This is a genomic window from Cryobacterium sp. TMT2-15-1 (assembly GCF_004402345.1).
GTDB classification, from domain to species: domain Bacteria; phylum Actinomycetota; class Actinomycetes; order Actinomycetales; family Microbacteriaceae; genus Cryobacterium; species Cryobacterium sandaracinum.
The window spans coordinates 38710-53969 of the sequence record NZ_SOGD01000048.1; the positions used below are offsets into that span (position 1 = coordinate 38710).

14 protein-coding genes are annotated in these 15260 nt (G+C 68.5%); 9 read left to right on the plus strand and 5 right to left on the minus strand.

What is annotated here, in order from left to right; genetic code table 11:
• Nucleotides 1–6: 6 nt before the first annotated feature.
• The 3 genes from E3O62_RS12550 to E3O62_RS12560 all read right to left on the minus strand — a co-directional run bounded on the left by E3O62_RS12550 (nucleotide 7) and on the right by E3O62_RS12560 (nucleotide 3106).
• The gene (locus E3O62_RS12550) at nucleotides 7–1572 is read right to left on the minus strand and encodes a S1C family serine protease (protein WP_134398723.1); all 1566 of its coding nucleotides are present in this window, start codon (nucleotides 1570–1572) and stop codon (nucleotides 7–9) included.
• Nucleotides 1573–1691: 119 nt separating this feature from the next.
• Nucleotides 1692–2549 carry a hypothetical protein gene (locus tag E3O62_RS12555; RefSeq protein WP_134398724.1) on the minus strand — a complete coding sequence of 286 codons (858 nt, stop codon included), beginning with the start codon at nucleotides 2547–2549 and terminating at the stop codon, nucleotides 1692–1694.
• On the minus strand, nucleotides 2525–3106 hold the full coding sequence (locus E3O62_RS12560; RefSeq protein WP_134398725.1) for a hypothetical protein: 582 nt from the start codon (nucleotides 3104–3106) through the stop codon (nucleotides 2525–2527). Before E3O62_RS12560 ends, E3O62_RS12555 begins: the two co-directional genes overlap by 25 nt.
• A gap of 78 nt (nucleotides 3107–3184) precedes the next feature.
• On the opposite strand from E3O62_RS12560, the gene E3O62_RS12565 reads away from it, so the two are divergent.
• Nucleotides 3185–4384: an aminotransferase class I/II-fold pyridoxal phosphate-dependent enzyme gene (locus E3O62_RS12565; RefSeq protein WP_134398726.1), complete on the plus strand. Its 1200-nt coding sequence runs from the start codon at nucleotides 3185–3187 to the stop codon at nucleotides 4382–4384.
• 41 nt (nucleotides 4385–4425) lie between these two features.
• On the opposite strand, the gene E3O62_RS12570 is transcribed toward E3O62_RS12565, so the two are convergent.
• Nucleotides 4426–5499 (minus strand): alkene reductase, encoded by a 1074-nt coding sequence (locus E3O62_RS12570; RefSeq protein WP_134398727.1) that lies wholly within the window; start codon nucleotides 5497–5499, stop codon nucleotides 4426–4428.
• 163 nt (nucleotides 5500–5662) lie between these two features.
• On the opposite strand from E3O62_RS12570, the gene E3O62_RS12575 reads away from it, so the two are divergent.
• Nucleotides 5663–6724, plus strand: a complete 1062-nt coding sequence (locus E3O62_RS12575; protein WP_134398728.1) for an alpha/beta fold hydrolase — start codon at nucleotides 5663–5665, stop codon at nucleotides 6722–6724.
• 148 nt (nucleotides 6725–6872) lie between these two features.
• Nucleotides 6873–7277 carry an ATP-dependent DNA ligase gene (locus tag E3O62_RS12580; protein ID WP_233191304.1) on the plus strand — a complete coding sequence of 135 codons (405 nt, stop codon included), beginning with the start codon at nucleotides 6873–6875 and terminating at the stop codon, nucleotides 7275–7277.
• A 13-nt stretch (nucleotides 7278–7290) separates the two neighbouring features.
• Here the strand turns inward: E3O62_RS12580 and E3O62_RS12585 are convergent, their stop codons facing one another.
• Nucleotides 7291–8145: a carbon-nitrogen hydrolase family protein gene (locus E3O62_RS12585; RefSeq protein WP_134394284.1), complete on the minus strand. Its 855-nt coding sequence runs from the start codon at nucleotides 8143–8145 to the stop codon at nucleotides 7291–7293.
• A 111-nt stretch (nucleotides 8146–8256) separates the two neighbouring features.
• On the opposite strand from E3O62_RS12585, the gene E3O62_RS12590 reads away from it, so the two are divergent.
• From E3O62_RS12590 to nadC, 6 genes are all read left to right on the plus strand, one after another.
• On the plus strand, nucleotides 8257–9792 hold the full coding sequence (locus E3O62_RS12590; protein ID WP_134398729.1) for a glycosyltransferase family 39 protein: 1536 nt from the start codon (nucleotides 8257–8259) through the stop codon (nucleotides 9790–9792).
• Between the two features lie 4 nt (nucleotides 9793–9796).
• Entirely contained in the window at nucleotides 9797–10552 is a 756-nt protein-coding gene (locus tag E3O62_RS12595; protein ID WP_134394286.1) for a polyprenol monophosphomannose synthase, read from the plus strand.
• 115 nt (nucleotides 10553–10667) lie between these two features.
• A complete protein-coding gene (locus tag E3O62_RS12600; RefSeq protein ID WP_134394287.1) occupies nucleotides 10668–11360 on the plus strand; it encodes an NUDIX domain-containing protein in 693 nt (230 codons plus the stop codon).
• An 82-nt stretch (nucleotides 11361–11442) separates the two neighbouring features.
• Entirely contained in the window at nucleotides 11443–12753 is a 1311-nt protein-coding gene (gene nadA / locus E3O62_RS12605) for a quinolinate synthase NadA (RefSeq protein ID WP_134398730.1), read from the plus strand.
• 2 nt (nucleotides 12754–12755) lie between these two features.
• Nucleotides 12756–14396 carry an L-aspartate oxidase gene (gene nadB / locus E3O62_RS12610; RefSeq protein ID WP_134398731.1) on the plus strand — a complete coding sequence of 547 codons (1641 nt, stop codon included), beginning with the start codon at nucleotides 12756–12758 and terminating at the stop codon, nucleotides 14394–14396.
• Nucleotides 14390–15250, plus strand: a complete 861-nt coding sequence (gene nadC, locus E3O62_RS12615) for a carboxylating nicotinate-nucleotide diphosphorylase (protein WP_134398732.1) — start codon at nucleotides 14390–14392, stop codon at nucleotides 15248–15250. Before nadB ends, nadC begins: the two co-directional genes overlap by 7 nt.
• The last annotated feature ends 10 nt before the right edge of the window (nucleotides 15251–15260 follow it).

A 15260-nucleotide genomic window follows, 5' to 3' on the forward strand; every position in this document is an offset into this window, starting at 1 on the left:
GAGTGGTCAGCTGGAGAGTTCGCCGACCGTGACGGATACCGTGGACGACTTTCCATCGCGCACAAAGGTGAGGTCGGCCGTCTCGCCGGCAGCGAGAGCGCGCACCTGAGCGGTGAGGTCGTTCGCGTCGGTGATGGGTAGGTCGTTGAGGTTGGTGACGATGTCGCCCTTTCGCAGTCCGGCCTTCTCCGCTGCACCGCCCGCCGAGACCTCGCTGATCAGGGCGCCGACGGTGGCGCTCTCCGGGCTGCCGGCGGCACTGGTGACACTGGCACCGAGCAGACCGTGGGTGGCCGTGCCCGTGGCGATCAGTTCGTCGGAGATACGCTTGGCCAGGTTCGACGGGATGGAGAAGCCCACGCCGATGCTTCCGGCGGCCGCCGAGTCGCCGCCCGCGCTGGCGATGGCGACGTTGATGCCGATCAGCTCGCCCTTGGCGTTGAGTAGGGCTCCGCCGGAGTTGCCGGGGTTGATCGCTGCATCCGTCTGGATGACCGAGAGTGAGATGCTGCCGGTGGAGGGAGCCGGGGCCGGGCCGCCGTTCTGGTCGGGAAGGTCGAAGAAGAACGGGCTCTGCTCTTCGTCGGGTGCGGAGTTCTCGGGTGTCGACGGGGCAGCCGAGGAGGCGATGGAGATGCTGCGGTTCAGTGCGCTGACGATGCCGTCGGTGACGCTGCCGGAGAGGCCGAGCGGTGCGCCGATCGCGATGGCGCTGTCACCGACGTTGAGCTTGCCGGAATCGGCCCATTTGATCGGCGTCAGGCCGCTCGCCCCGTCCAGCTTGATCACGGCGAGGTCGGACACCGGGTCGGTGCCGACAATGGTGGCGGCGTAGAGCTTGCCGTCACTGGCGGTGACCTGAATGCTGGCTTCGGCGGCGGCGCCGTCGAGGGTGACGACGTGCGTGTTCGTGAGAATGTAGCCGTCTTCGGACAGGATGACGCCGGAACCGGTTCCGCCGGAGCTGCCGTCGGAGGCGGCGATGGTGACGACACTGGGCGTGGCCTTGGCGGCGACCGCCGTGATCTGGTTGACGCTGTCGGTGTTGTTGACCACGACCGTGCTGGGGCCGTCGGCCTGGCTGGTCGGGATTCCGGCGGTCTGGTTAGTGACCATGAAGGCCGTGACGCCGGCGCCGGATGCTCCTCCGACGAGAGCGCCGATGGCGAGCGCCGCGATCAGGGCGATATTACCCGAGCGGCGGGGCTGCGTGCGCGGGCCGCCGGGCCGGTCGGCGGTGTACCCGGTCTGATGGGCGTAGGACTGCGGCTGGGTGTTCGGTGCGTCGGGATTCGAGGTGGTGCTTTCCTCGACCGGACGACCGAAAGCATCCGTGGCGTAGGCGCGCGTGGGCTGGGCCGAGGTGGCGGTGGGCTGGGCCGGCGACTGCTCAGAAGCAGAAACTGTGTCGGGGATGACCTCGGTCGGCTTCTCGTCGTCGGGGGTGCCACCGGAGGAGTGATCCGCAGAGGGCTGGGCCGTGACGGAAGCCTCGCCGGCCGCATTGACTTCGAATGGGACTGCGTCGTCGGGATCGGGAGTGGTGCCGGGTGCCTGCGGATTGTCGGTCATGGTGTGCTCCTTCCAAGCGTTTCCACCTTGACTCCTGAACCTGAACGAATGATCTGTGCAGCCTGGGAGCATTCAATGACGACGCCGTGACTTGAGCGGTGCCGGGTCGATCCCCACAGTTAGCAACCCGGACCAGCTGGATTTGTCGTGCACTCGAGGTTGACGAGCACCGTCTGGGCATCCCCCACGATCACGCCGATCGGACTGGCCGAAGTCGACAGCGTACCCTGCACCGGCCGCCAGGCAAGGCCCGCGAAGCGATACTCGGCCGAGTACACCACCGCGACGACGACGGCATAGCTTCCTGGCCGGGCGAACGCGTGGCTGGTGGCGGTATCGGAGAATTCCGGCAGGCCCAGTGCCGCCCAGGTCGCGCCGCCCGAGTTCGTGCTTGCCTGGGTACCGTCGCCGTAGATCCAGCGGTAGCCGACCGGGGTGAAACGAACCTCCGCCGGATAGCCCAGCAAGGCGCCGGTACGGGAGTGCTCGGATGCCGACGCGATGAAGTTCGCGGGCAAACCCGCCACGCTCCAGCCGCGCGGTTCCATCGTCTGGGACGGCGCCGCGGGCTGGAAGTTGACCAGATCGCTAACCCTCACCACGAGGTTCGGGTCGCACGGCGACCCCGGAATGCAGTTGACCGTGAAGTCGTCACGCACGAACGCCAGCGGATCGACGACGGGTGCTGCACCGACTTGGCCGCCACCGGCGTTGCCGTTGCCGCTGCCGGAACCGGACCCACTCGCCCCGGATTCTCCGCCACCGGCATCACTCCCGGACCCCTGTCCCCCGCCGGTCTCGTACCCCGCAGAAAGGTCCACCCCGCCGTTGTTGATGTTTTCCCTTACATCGGGGCAGAGGCCGGCGATTGCCAGTTGGTAGGGACAATCTTGAGCCTCCGCTATTGCGGGCACCGCAGACGAAAGGGAGAAAAGTGAGAGGATCAGCGCTGTCAGCAGAAGTTGGATCCGGACCATACCCGCGACTCCGCAATTTGCAAATAGTTACTGCTTTGTTCCGTGCCAATGAATGCAACTTCTAGGGGAAGCCGCAGTGGCCGGTCGGTTTTTGATACTGATGTTCCTGAGGAATCCACGATGTCACTTTTGGTCACATCGAGACAGACATAGACCTTTATTTCCCAACCCCCGTCGACGGTGATTTTTGTGGACTGGATGGCCATCGAGTCAAACGAAGTGGAACCGACTTGTTTCCAGCCTTGGTCATCGAATGATGCGGCAACGGATAGATCCTGCCTGTGAGCTTCTCCGGAGCTTAGGGATAGAAAAAGCTCCCGCGATGGTGATCCGGATTCTTCTGCTTCATCACCGGCAGCCAGATACGCCGCATAGGCTTCGGTAGCCGCAGCCAGAGCTTCCTCATCGGACGCGAAGACGGGGGAATCCGTCGGCGCGCTCGTCTCAGACGCCTGGGGCGCTGGGGGCGCCGGTTCGGGCGTGCAACCGGTCAGCGCGAGTGTGCCGAGCAGCAGCAGCGAGCTCAGAACGAAGAGGTCGCGCTGCACGGTCCGCATGCGGCCAACCTAGGGCATCCGGCGCAGCCCCGCTCGAACTTTCCACATGTCGTAGTTTGGAGCCATGCTGGTGACATCATGACAATCTCCGGGGCCTGGCGCCGCACGGCCCGTGGGGCCGGCCTGCTCGCCGCGGACGGCACCGTCGCCGCGAGCATTTTCGCGGAGATGAGTGCCCTCGCCCTGCGCACCGGCGCCATCAACCTGGGCCAGGGATTCCCCGACGAGAACGGCCCTGCCGAGGTTCTCGAAGCCGCACGCCAGGCGATCTCCGACGGTGCGAACCAGTACCCGCCGGGGCGCGGCTTGCCCGTGCTCCGAGGCGCCATCGCTCGGCATCAGCACCGGTTCTACGGCCTGTCCGTCGATCCGGATACCGAGGTCCTGGTGACGGCGGGTGCCACCGAGGCGCTGGCGGCGACTATTCTCGCACTGCTCGAACCCGGCGACGAGGTCGTCACGCTGGAGCCGTTCTACGACGCTTACGGCGGCCTGATCGCGCTGGGCGGGGGCATCCATCGCACGGTGCGCCTGCGGGCACCCGATTTCCAGCCGGACCCCGACGAACTACGCGCCGCCATCACGGACCGCACCCGACTGATTATCGTGAACAATCCGCACAACCCCACCGGTGCCGTGCTGCCGCGCGAGACCCTGGAACTCATCGTGTCCCTCGCACACCGTCACGACGCGCTCATCGTGACCGACGAGGTCTACGAGCACCTCACCTTCGGAGTCGCCCACGTGCCCGTCGCGACGATTCCGGGCGCGAGCGAGCGCACCATCACGATCTCCTCCGCTGGGAAGACGTTCAACACCACCGGCTGGAAGATCGGCTGGCTCACCGCCCCGTCCGCTCTTGTCACCGCAATCCTGGCCGTGAAGCAGTTCCTCACCTATGTGAACGGCGCGCCCTTCCAGCCGGCGATCGCGCGGGGCCTCGACCTGCCGGACACCTTCTTCACCGGTGTCGCCGCCGACCTACAGGCCAAGCGTGACGTTCTCGAGAGCGGCCTGATCGAAGCGGGGTTCACGGTCAGTCGACCTCAGGGGTCGTATTTCATCGTGGCGGATGCCGCGCCGCTCGGCTACCCTGACGGCGCCGAGTTCTGCCGGGTGCTGCCCGATCTCGCCGGGGTGGTCGCGGTTCCGATCGGCGCGTTCTGCGCCGCCGCGCACCGGTCCGAGTATGCCTCGCTGGTGCGATTCGCCTACTGCAAAAAGGTGGACGTGCTCGAGCGCGCCGCCGCCCAGCTGGCCGGCATCATCGCCCGTTAGCCGCCCGGCAGCCGCCGCATTGGAGCGGCCGGAGGGGAATTCTAGTGCGCCAGTGCGGGGTAGTCCGTGTAGCCCTCGGCTCCGGCACCGTAGAAGGTAAGCGGGTCGGGAGCGTTCAGCGGCAGGTCTTTGAGCCAGCGCGACACGAGGTCGGGGTTGGCGATCACGGCACGGCCCACGACGACCGCATCCGCCAGTTCGTCGGCGATGATGGCCATCGCCTCGTCCCGGTCGGTGACCTCGCCGAAGCCGCTGTTCACCAGGAGCGGCCCAGCGAAACGGACACGCAGCTGCTGCACCAGTTCGCCGGCCGGCTCGCGGTGCAGGATGCTCAGGTAGGCAAGGCCCAGCGGAGCGAGTGCGTCGGCGAGCGCGCCGTAGGTGGCCAGAAGGTCGGCGGCATCCGTTTCGAGGGCATCCTGGATGTTGTGCTCGGGCGAAACCCGGATGCCGACGCGGCCGGCGCCGATCGCCTCGGCCACCGCGGTGACGACCTCGACGACGAAACGGGCCCGGTTCTGCGGGGAGCCGCCGTAGATGTCGTCGCGCTGGTTGGAGGCCGGCGAGAGGAACTCGTGCAGGAGGTAACCGTTCGCGGAGTGAATCTCGACGCCGTCGAGTCCCGCGGCGATGGCGTTACGGGAGGCCTGGACAAAGTCCGCGATCACGCCGGGGAGTTCGTCGAGTGTGAGGGCGTGCGGTACCGGGTAGGCAGCCTTTCCTGCGTAGGTGCGGGTTTCGCCCTGGATGGCGATGGCGCTGGGAGCCACGACCTCGCGGCCGCCGTTGGTGCCCTCGTGGGTGACGCGGCCCGCGTGCATGACCTGGGCGACCAGGCGCCCGCCGGCGGAGTGCACGGCGTCGGCGACGTTGGTCCAGCCGGCGATCTGCTCGGGAGTGACCAGCCCCGGCTGGCCGGGGAAGCCCTGACCGGCGTGGCTGGGGTAGGTGCCCTCGGTCACGATCAAGCCGAGCGAGGCACGCTGCTTGTAGTGCTCGACGACAAGGGGGCCGGGAACGCCCTCGATTCCGGACCGAACCCGGGTCAGCGGCGCCATGACGAGTCGGTTGGGCAGTTCCAGGTCGCCGAGGGACAACGGGGAGAAAAGATTCACGAATAGCTCTTTCTGTGGGTCAGGATTTCGCCGAATGGCGCGTGCGCCGTCTCGGACAGGGGGAAGCATCTTCCGCTGAGGCCAACGGCCCTGCTCTCCCGCGCATTCCCCTCACCCGTCACGGTCGGGCAATCCACAGGAGCCGACGCACCGAACCAGCACTATGAGCACCATTGCCGGGACCCGGCCGACGACGTCGCCACGGAGCTTCACGACCCCGGAGGCACAGACCCCGGAGGCACCGACCCCGGATGCACCGACCCGGAAGGACCCGGACCGCACCGGATACTGCCCGTTCCCTCTATCGTCCGACGCCCGGGCCTTCGGACTGACCACAAGCTCCATGCGGCTGCGCCGGGCAACGGTTTCGGTGCGGCACGGCCGCCGCACCGGGAGCGACACCGCGACCATCCTGCTGCACGGCGCCGCGGGATCCTGGACGACCTGGACGCCGCTGCTGGCCGCGGCCGACGCCTCCGGTCTCGGCCTGACCGACCTGATCATCCCCGACCTGCCCGGCTGGGGGGACTCGCCGCTTCCGGCGGCGGGACCCTCTCGTTCCATCGAGGCAACCGCTGCGGTAGTGGCCGAGATCGCCTGTGCACTCGGCTACCGCTCCTGGACCGTGATCGGCCACTCCCTCGGCGGCTTCGTGGCACTCGAACTTGCCGCAAGCGAGACCCGGTCGACCGCGTTCGTCGGCCTCGTCTCGGCCACGACGTTCTCGGTGATCGACACCGTGCGGCACCCGGTCGCCCGGTTCGCCGCGCTGCCGGGGTACAGCGCCCTGCTGCCGGTGCTGCGGGCCATCGCCCGGGCCGGGCGCTCCGGCCACGGTCTGATCCGCCTGCTCCACCGCACCGGGCTGCTGCGCACGCTGGCGGCGCCGCTGTTCCGCCGACCGGAGCTGCTGCACGAGAGCATCATTGGGGCCCTTGCGACCGAGCTTCGCCCGCAGGCGTTCGCTGTGGCATCCGACCTCGCCGGAACCTACGACCCCAACCGCTGGGCCCGGATCGAGTGCGCCGTGCACGCAACCCAGGGTGACGCCGACATTTTCGTGGCGGCGACGGATGCGGCCAGGCTCCGCGCGGTCATCCGCGGCTTCGATCTGGTCACGGTTCCGGGCACCGGGCACTTCGCGCATGTGGAGAAACCATATGAGACGCTGCTCCACCTGTTGCCGAACGGATGCCTGTCCCGGTCAGGCGTGTTCCCGCAGTAGGAGTCGCTGTGTCCTGGACGATCCCGCGCCACGGCTGTTTCCCTTGTCAAGCGGGTTCAGAGCGACCAAACTGAGGATCAGTCCTGAGATCTGGTCACCCTGTGTGGCCGGCCTCTGAACAGCCCCCACCGATTGAAAGCGGCTCCCCATGGGTTCGTTGACGTATGACAGGGTCACGGTTGAATTCGACGACCGGATATTGGCGCATCTCCAGATCGTGATCGTACAGAAACTCCGCCGGGGCGAAAGCTTCCTGCTCTCGTGGCGCAACGCCGCCGAAGCCGGAAACGGTCGCAGTTCCGCGTGGCTGCACCCGGCCATTCCCCTGTATTTCAAGTTCTCCGGCGGTCAGCCGCCGAGCATCAACCCGCTGTGGCTCGCCCAGCTCACCCGTTCCGCTAACAGTTCCCAGGGGCTGGTGGCCACCGGCGAGGAGCGGGCGATGGGTGAACCCGAACATCCGGAGCGCACCGACCGCGGTCATCGCCCGGATCAGAAGTTCACGGTGCGCGCGGCGCCCGCCTCGCAGGACACCATCGCCACCGAACTCTGAGCTGGCTTCACGCTCAGCGGGGCACGACCGCGAAGCGGCGCAGGGCCAGCGAGGGATTGCGGGCGCGCACGGCTGTGAGGCGCTCCGACAGCACCCAGGCGACGGCGACATCCGTTGTCTCGCCGATGGTGACCAGTTCCACGCCCATCGGGTCGACCACCATGCTGTTGCCGACGCCCACCGGCGGGGCGTGGTCGGCGGCCGCCACGTAGACCGTGTTCTCCAGGGCACGCGCTGTCAGCAGCGTGCGCCAGTGCTGTTCCTTCAACGGTCCCCGCACCCACTCGGCGGGCACCAGCACCAGTTCGGCCCCCGCGTCGACCAGGCGGCGCGTCACCTCCGGGAAACGGATGTCGTAGCAGGTCTGCAGTCCCACCCGCAGTCCCACCACCTCGAACGTCTCGGGTTCCTCCACGGCTCCGGGCCGCACCCAGTCCGATTCACGGTCACCGAAAGCGTCGTAGAGATGCAGCTTGCGGTACTTCGCAACGAGTTCGCCGGCCGGACCCACCGCAACGAGGGTGTTGAAGAAGCGGCTCGGGTCATCCGCGGCCTCCAGCATGCCGGCCACGATATGAACGCCGAGTTCTGCCGCGAGCGCGGCGAGGGCGGCCACGAAGGGGCCGTCCACAGGTTCGGCCGCGGCGACGAAGGAGGGCCCCAGGACCGGTTCGAAGAAAGAGGAGTACTCGGGGAAGACGACCAGCCGGGCCCCGCGGCCGACGGCCGTCTCGGCGAGGGTACGCATGGCGGCAAGATTCACGGCCGGCTCGCGGCCGGGGGCGAACTGCGCCACCGCAACCCCCAGGGCAGCCGCAGCGCCGGAGGCAGCGGGAGCAGGATCGCACGTCTCGAAGGGATCGATCATGGCGTCAGCCTAGCCGCCGGTAACGCCTCGGCCGGGGTTGCGACATCCGTTCCCCTCGGTCCGCACCGGACCTGGGTTCCAGGGTTCAGCGGGGTGGCCTAACGTATATGCGTGCCTTCCCCTCCGCTGGTCTCGCGCCTGGTTCGCCCCGAGGCGCTGACCCTGCCCCTGCGCCGAACCGAAGGACTGGCAGCGCTCCTCGGACTGCTCGGCTTCCTCGTCTCGGTGGCCGGATCGTGGCGCCCCTCGTATTGGGGTGACGAGGCGGCCAGCGTGATGTCGGCGGAACGTTCCCTGCCGGAGCTCTTTCGACTTCTGGACAACGTCGACGCGGTGCACGGCGCCTATTATCTGCTGCTGCACGTCTGGATCGGGCTCTTCGGCTCTTCCGAGCTGGCGACTCGCGGGCTGAGCGCCCTCTTTGTCGGCGTCGCGACGGCAGGCACCTTCGTGCTGGCACGCACCCTGTTCTCCCACCGGGTCGGCGTGCTCGCGGCCATCGTTTTCGCGGTTCTCCCCCGGGTCACCTACATGGGCACCGAAGCCCGTTCGGCCGCCGTCGCCACGGCCGTTGTGGTGTGGCTGACCGTTCTGCTGGTGCACCTGCTACGGAGCCGCTCTCAGGATCGCGCCACCCGCTTCGCGCTCTGGGCGGCTTACACCGCGTTGCTGGCCCTGGGAATCTATTTCTTCCTCTTTGTGCTGCTGCTGATCCCGGTGCTCGGCCTCGCCGTGCTGCTGATATCGCCGGAGGGCGACAGGTGGGCGGCCATTCGCGCCTGGACCCTGGCCACGGCCTCCGGGCTCGCCCTGGCTGCCCCCGTGATGGCGGCCAGCCTCCAGCAGCGCGATCAGATCGCCTTCATCGGGCGCCGCCCGCCGATCGCCGTGCTCACCGCCGCAGTGCACCAGTGGTTCGGCAACGTACCGCTGGCCGTTCTGGCGTGGGGTCTGATCCTGCTGGCGGTCGTGATGGTCTTCGCCGTGCGCGGGCGGCGGGCCGCACCAACAGCGACCAGGGCCTCCCTGGCGGTCATGCTTGCCTGGCTGATCGTGCCGAGCGCAGCGCTCCTGATCGGCACGCACCTCGTCACGCCGATGTACTCGCTGCGGTACCTGTCGGTGGGCACGCCGGCGGCGGCGATCGCCATCGCCATGGGGATCGCCTGCCTCCGGCCGCTCTGGCCGCAGGCCGCCGCGCTGGGCCTGATCACGGCTCTCATGCTGCCCACCTATCTCGACCAGCGCGGCGAGTTCGGCAAGAACTACGGCAGTGACCTGCGCCAGGCGTCCGAGGTCGTGCGGGCCGGCGCGCAGCCCGGAGACGCGGTCGTTTTCGACGAGAGCGTGCGGCCCTCCCGCAAGCCCCGCCTCGCCCTGCGGCTCTACCCGGCCGCGTTCGCGGGCCTGCGGGACGTCACCCTCGCGGTGCCATTCGACGCCACCAACGATCTGTGGGACGTGGCTGTGCCGCTGGAGCAGGTGACCGACCGCCTCACCGACACGAACCGGGTCTGGGTGCTGCAGAACCAGGCCAGCGGTGAGAATAGGCGGGGGGACAACATCCGCACCCTGCAACAACTCGGGTTCACGGTCGCCGAGTCGACCATGCTGAACCGCACGCAGATCATCGAAATGACAAGGTAGCCCCATGGCTCGGACTCTGATCATCATCCCGACCTACAACGAGCAGGGCAACATCGCGTCGATCGTGGCCCGGGTGCGCGCGAGCGTGCCGGCGGCCGACGTTCTGGTCGTCGATGATTCCTCTCCGGACGGCACGGGGCGGTTGGCTGACGCGCTGGCCGCCACCGATTCCCAGGTGCACGCCCTGCACCGCTCCCGGAAGAGCGGCCTCGGAGCCGCCTATCTCGAGGCCTTCGCCTGGGGGCTCTCCCGCGGCTACGACCGACTGGTGCAGCTCGACGCCGACGGATCGCACCTGCCAGAGCAACTGACGACCCTGCTCGAGGCAGCGGAGACGGCGGATGTGGTGCTGGGCTCCCGCTGGGTCCCGGGCGGAATGGTGCGGAACTGGCCGTGGCACCGGCGCCTGCTGTCGCGGGGCGGATCGGTCTACTCGCGTGTACTGCTCCGGCTGCCCCAGCGAGACGTCACCGGCGGTTACCGCGTCTTCACGGCGCATGCCCTCCGGCGAATGGACCTCTCCGGCGTCGAGAGCCTGGGCTACTGCTTCCAGATCGACATGCTGCTGCATGCGGTTCGGGCCGGGCTCAGCGTCGTCGAGAAGCCGATCACGTTCGTGGAGCGCACCGTCGGTTCCTCGAAGATGAGTGCCGCGATCGTGGCCGAGGCGATGGCCCGTGTCACGATCTGGGGTCTCACCGGCCGGAACGCTCGCCGCGTTGCCGCGTCAACACCGACATCACTGCCGCGTGCCCGCTGACCGGACCCGCACGCCGCACCACAGGGCGTGACTTCTGGTCAGAGTGACTATAAGATGAGTCCATTCAGTTAGAGTCACAATGACCTTTACTTGGTGAATGGCAGTGGATGCGCGAATGAACACCCAACTTGAGGCGGCCCTCGCCGTGTCGACGGTCATCTTCGCCCTGCGGCCGGATCCGGAATCCGGCCACTCGACCCTGTGGCTGCCGCTTGTGCGCCGCACCCGGGAACCCTACCTCGGCCAGTGGGCATTGCCCGGCGGCGGCCTGCCGGCCGATGAGCGCCTGGCCGGCGCAGCCGCGCGCGCCCTGCGCGAGACCACAGGCCTGACCCCCAAGTACCTCGAGCAGCTCTACACCTTCGGGGATCCGGGGCGTTCCCCCGGCGGCCGGGTCGTCTCGGTGGTCTACTGGGCGCTCGTCGAGTCCGGTGAGGCGGCGCTGGCCGTGGAGGACGAGAACGTGCGGTGGTTTCCGGCCGACCACCTGTCGCCGCTCGCCTTCGACCACAACCTCATCGTGGAATACGCACTCTGGCGCCTGCGCACCAAGGTGGAGTACTCCCGCATCGCGCACGCGTTCCTGGGCGAGACCTTCACGCTCGCGCAGCTGCGCGAGGTGCATGAGGCCGTGCTGCAGAAGGCCCTTGACCCGGCCAACTTCCGCCGCACGATCGAGGGGTCAGGCACCGTGGTTGACACCGGCCAGCGCGTGGCCGGCGTACCGCATCGGCCGCCCCGCCTCTACCGCTACAACGATTCCGTTCATGCCACCGCTCCGGGTGCACTCGAGCCGGCCATCGGCTGAGCATGACTCTTCCTCCCAGCACCCTCCTGCTGGCCACCGCTTGTCTGACTATCGCTTTGTGTGAATATCAAGGAGTAACCGCATGACCAACGCATCGGTCGACCAGACCATTCGGCTCATCAGCACGGGAGCGGCCGCTGGCAGCACGTGCAGCCCCGACCTGCTCACCGCTCCGTGGGAGTTTGATTCCGGCACGCCGGGCTACGGCCCGGGGTCGTCGATGGGCGATGTCATCCCCACCGGGTCACCGCGGCAGGGTGAGCTGCCCGAGGTCTACCGTCGCGCGTCGGCGGAGGAACTCGGCGATCGCATCCGTGCCGCCAAGGCCACGCTCGGCGACCGGGTCGTGATTCTCGGGCACTTCTACCAGCGCGACGAGGTCTTGCAGCACGCTGACTTCGTGGGCGACTCCTTCCAGCTGGCGCAGGCCACCAAAAGCCGCCCGGATGCCGAGGCGATCGTCTTCTGCGGCGTGCACTTCATGGCCGAAACCGCCGACTTGCTCTCCACGCCGGAGCAGGCGGTCATCCTGCCCAACCTCGCCGCCGGCTGCTCGATGGCCGATATGGCCGATATCGACTCCGTCACCGACTGCTGGGAGCAGCTCGAGGACATCTACGGCACCGAGCAGGGCGTCGACGGCCGCGTGCCCGTGATCCCGGTCACCTACATGAATTCCTCGGCTGCGCTGAAGGCGTTCTGCGGCGAGCACGGCGGCATCGTCTGCACCTCCTCCAACGCCGAGACCGTGCTCGAGTGGGCCTTCGCCCGCGGCCGCCGCGTTCTCTTCTTCCCCGACCAGCACCTCGGCCGCAACACCGCCAAGGCGATGGGGGTGCCCCTCGAGCGAATGCCGATGTGGAACCCGCGCAAGGCCCTCGGCGGCAACACGGCTGAGGAGCTCGAGACCGCCCAGGTCGTGCTCTGGCACGGGTTCTGCAGCGTGCATAAGCGCTTCACGGTGGACCAGATCACCGCGGCCCGCCAGTCGCACCCGGACGTGCGCGTCGTCGTGCACCCGGAGTGCCCGATGGGCGTCGTCGACGCCGCCGATTCCTCCGGCTCGACCGACTTCATCAAGAAGGCCATCGAGGCAGCCCCGGCCGGGTCCACGTTCGCCGTCGGCACCGAGATCAACCTGGTGCAGCGTCTCGCCGCACAGCACCCCGAGCACACCATCTTCTGCCTCGACCCGGTGGTCTGCCCCTGCTCCACCATGTACCGCATCCACTCGGGCTACCTGGCCTGGGTGCTCGAAGCTCTGGTCGGCACCGCGGACCGCGCGCCCGAGGTGCTCAATCGCATCCAGGTACCGGGCGAGGTTGCCGGCAACGCCCGCGTCGCCCTCGAACGGATGCTTTCCGCCAAGCCGCCCGTCTCCATCGGGGCCTGACCGTGACCCGCGTGCTCGTCGTCGGCAGTGGGCTGGCCGGACTCATCGCCGCGGTGCGTGCGACGGATGCCGGCCACCAGGTCACCCTCGTCACGAAAGCGGCCCTGCCCGACAGCAACACCCGCTGGGCCCAGGGCGGGATCGCCGCGGCCATGTTCCCCGACGACTCGGTCGAGTCACACGTGCAGGACACCCTGCGCGCCGGTGCCGGACTCTGCGACCCGGTCGCAGTGCGCGTGCTCTGTTCCGAGGGACCGGCTCGGGTGCGGGACCTGATCCGGTTCGGTGTGGACTTCGACCGCGACGAGTCCGGAGTGACCCGTGGACTGGAGGCTGCCCACTCCCGCTCGCGGGTGCTGCACTCCGGCGGTGATGCCACGGGCGCAGCCATCGAGGCTGCCCTCGTGGCGACGGTGCGTGAACGGGCCGCCCGCTCGCTGCGGGGCGTGGGCACCCGCCTACGCGTGCAGGAACACACAATGCTAGTTGATCTGACCGTGCAGGACGGACGCGTGACCGGGGTTGTCCTCCTCGGGCCCGACGAAGCACTCCGCACGATCCCCGCCGACACGGTGATCCTGGCGACCGGCGGTGCCGGCGAGCTCTTCCCGCACACGACGAACCCGGCTCTGGCGACGGGCGACGGCGTGGCCGCCGCGTGGCGCGCGGGGGCATCCGTCGCCGACCTCGAGTTCTACCAGTTCCACCCCACCGCACTCGCGGTTCCCGGTACCCCGTTGGTCTCCGAGGCGGTGCGCGGGGAAGGCGCCGTGCTGCGGAATGCGTCGGGCCACCGCTTCATGCTCGACGTGCACCCCGATGCGGAACTCGCCCCGCGCGACATCGTGGCCAGAGGCATCGCCCGGGAAATGACCGGGCAGGGCGGCGAACCGGTGCGACTGGACGCCACCGGTCTCGGCCGTGAACTGCTCGAGCGACGCTTTCCGACCATCACCGCGGCCTGCCGCGCTGCCGGCCTGGACTGGGCCGTCGAATCGATCCCGGTCGCCCCGGCGGCGCACTACTGGATGGGCGGGGTGCTCACCGATATCTGGGGCCGCACCAGCCTGCCCGGCCTGTTCGCCGTGGGAGAAGTAGCCCGCACCGGCGCCCACGGGGCCAACCGGTTGGCCTCCAACTCTCTGCTCGAAGCGGCCGTGTTCGCCGACCGGGCCGTGCGCGCGCTGCGCCTGCCGGTTCGGGTCTCGGCGGGGGTTTCGGTCGTGACAGGCTCGACCACCGGGAGGTTACCTGCCGGCGTCGACCGTGACGCCGTGCAGCAGCTGATGTGGGAGTGCGCGGGAGTGCTGCGGAGCGGGGAGAAGCTCGCCGAGGCATCCGTCACCCTGACCGGCTGGGCCACCCGTCCGACGGGACCGGACGAAACAACGTCACTTGATATGCGGGTTCGGGCACATGAAGACGCCAACCTGCTCGACCTGGCGCGGGTCACCGTTGCTTCCGCCCTGGCTCGGGAGGAATCGCGCGGCGCACATCACCGCTCCGACTACCCCGACGGCCGGCCCGAGCTCGCCCGCACCGTCGCCTGGACCCGCGGCACAGCCCTGGACACAGCCGACGATATGCGGAGCACCCTGAATCTGAACCACCCCACTGAGGCCGAGGAGGCCATCGCATGCTGACCATGAACGCCATCGACACCGTCGTGCGCGCCGCGCTCGAGGAGGACGCCCCCTGGGGCGACCTCACCTCGCAGGTGCTGATCCCCGCCGACGCCGCCGCAACCGCGCAGCTGATCGCCCGGGAATCCGGCGTCTTCAGCGGTGGTGCCGTGTTCGCGGCGGCCTTCCGACTGACCGACCCGCGAATCGTCGTTCGGATGCTCGTGGCCGACGGCACCGTCTTCGACGCCGGTGACACCCTGGCGGAAGTGTCGGGGTCCGCCCGCGGCATTCTGCAGGCCGAGCGCATCGGCTTGAACTTTGTGCAGCGCATGAGCGGGATCGCCACGCTGACAGCGCTCTACGTGGCCGAGACGGCCGGTACCCGCGCCCGCATCGTCGACACCCGCAAGACCACCCCGGGCCTGCGTGTGCTGGAACGTGCCGCGGTGCGCGACGGCGGCGGCCACAACCACCGGTTCAGCCTCTCCGACGCGGTCATGGCCAAGGACAACCACCTGGCCGTGCTCACCGCGGGCGGCCTGAACCTCACCGAGGCGCTCCGGCAGGTGCGCGACCGCATCTCACACACCACGCACCTTGAGGTGGAGGTCGACCGAATCGACCAAATCGAGCTTGTGCTTGCCGCCGGTGTCGACACGATCATGCTCGACAATTTCAGCCCCGACGACCTGCGCGAGGGCGTACGCCTCACGGGCGGCCGAGCACGCGTGGAGGCCAGCGGCGGCGTCACTCTGCTGACCGTGCGCGGCATCGCCGAGACCGGTGTCGACATCATCTCGGTCGGGGCCATCACGCACAGCGTGCGCTCCCTCGACCTCGGCCTCGACGTCGTCATCCTCACCGAGGGCTGAGCGGTCCGGC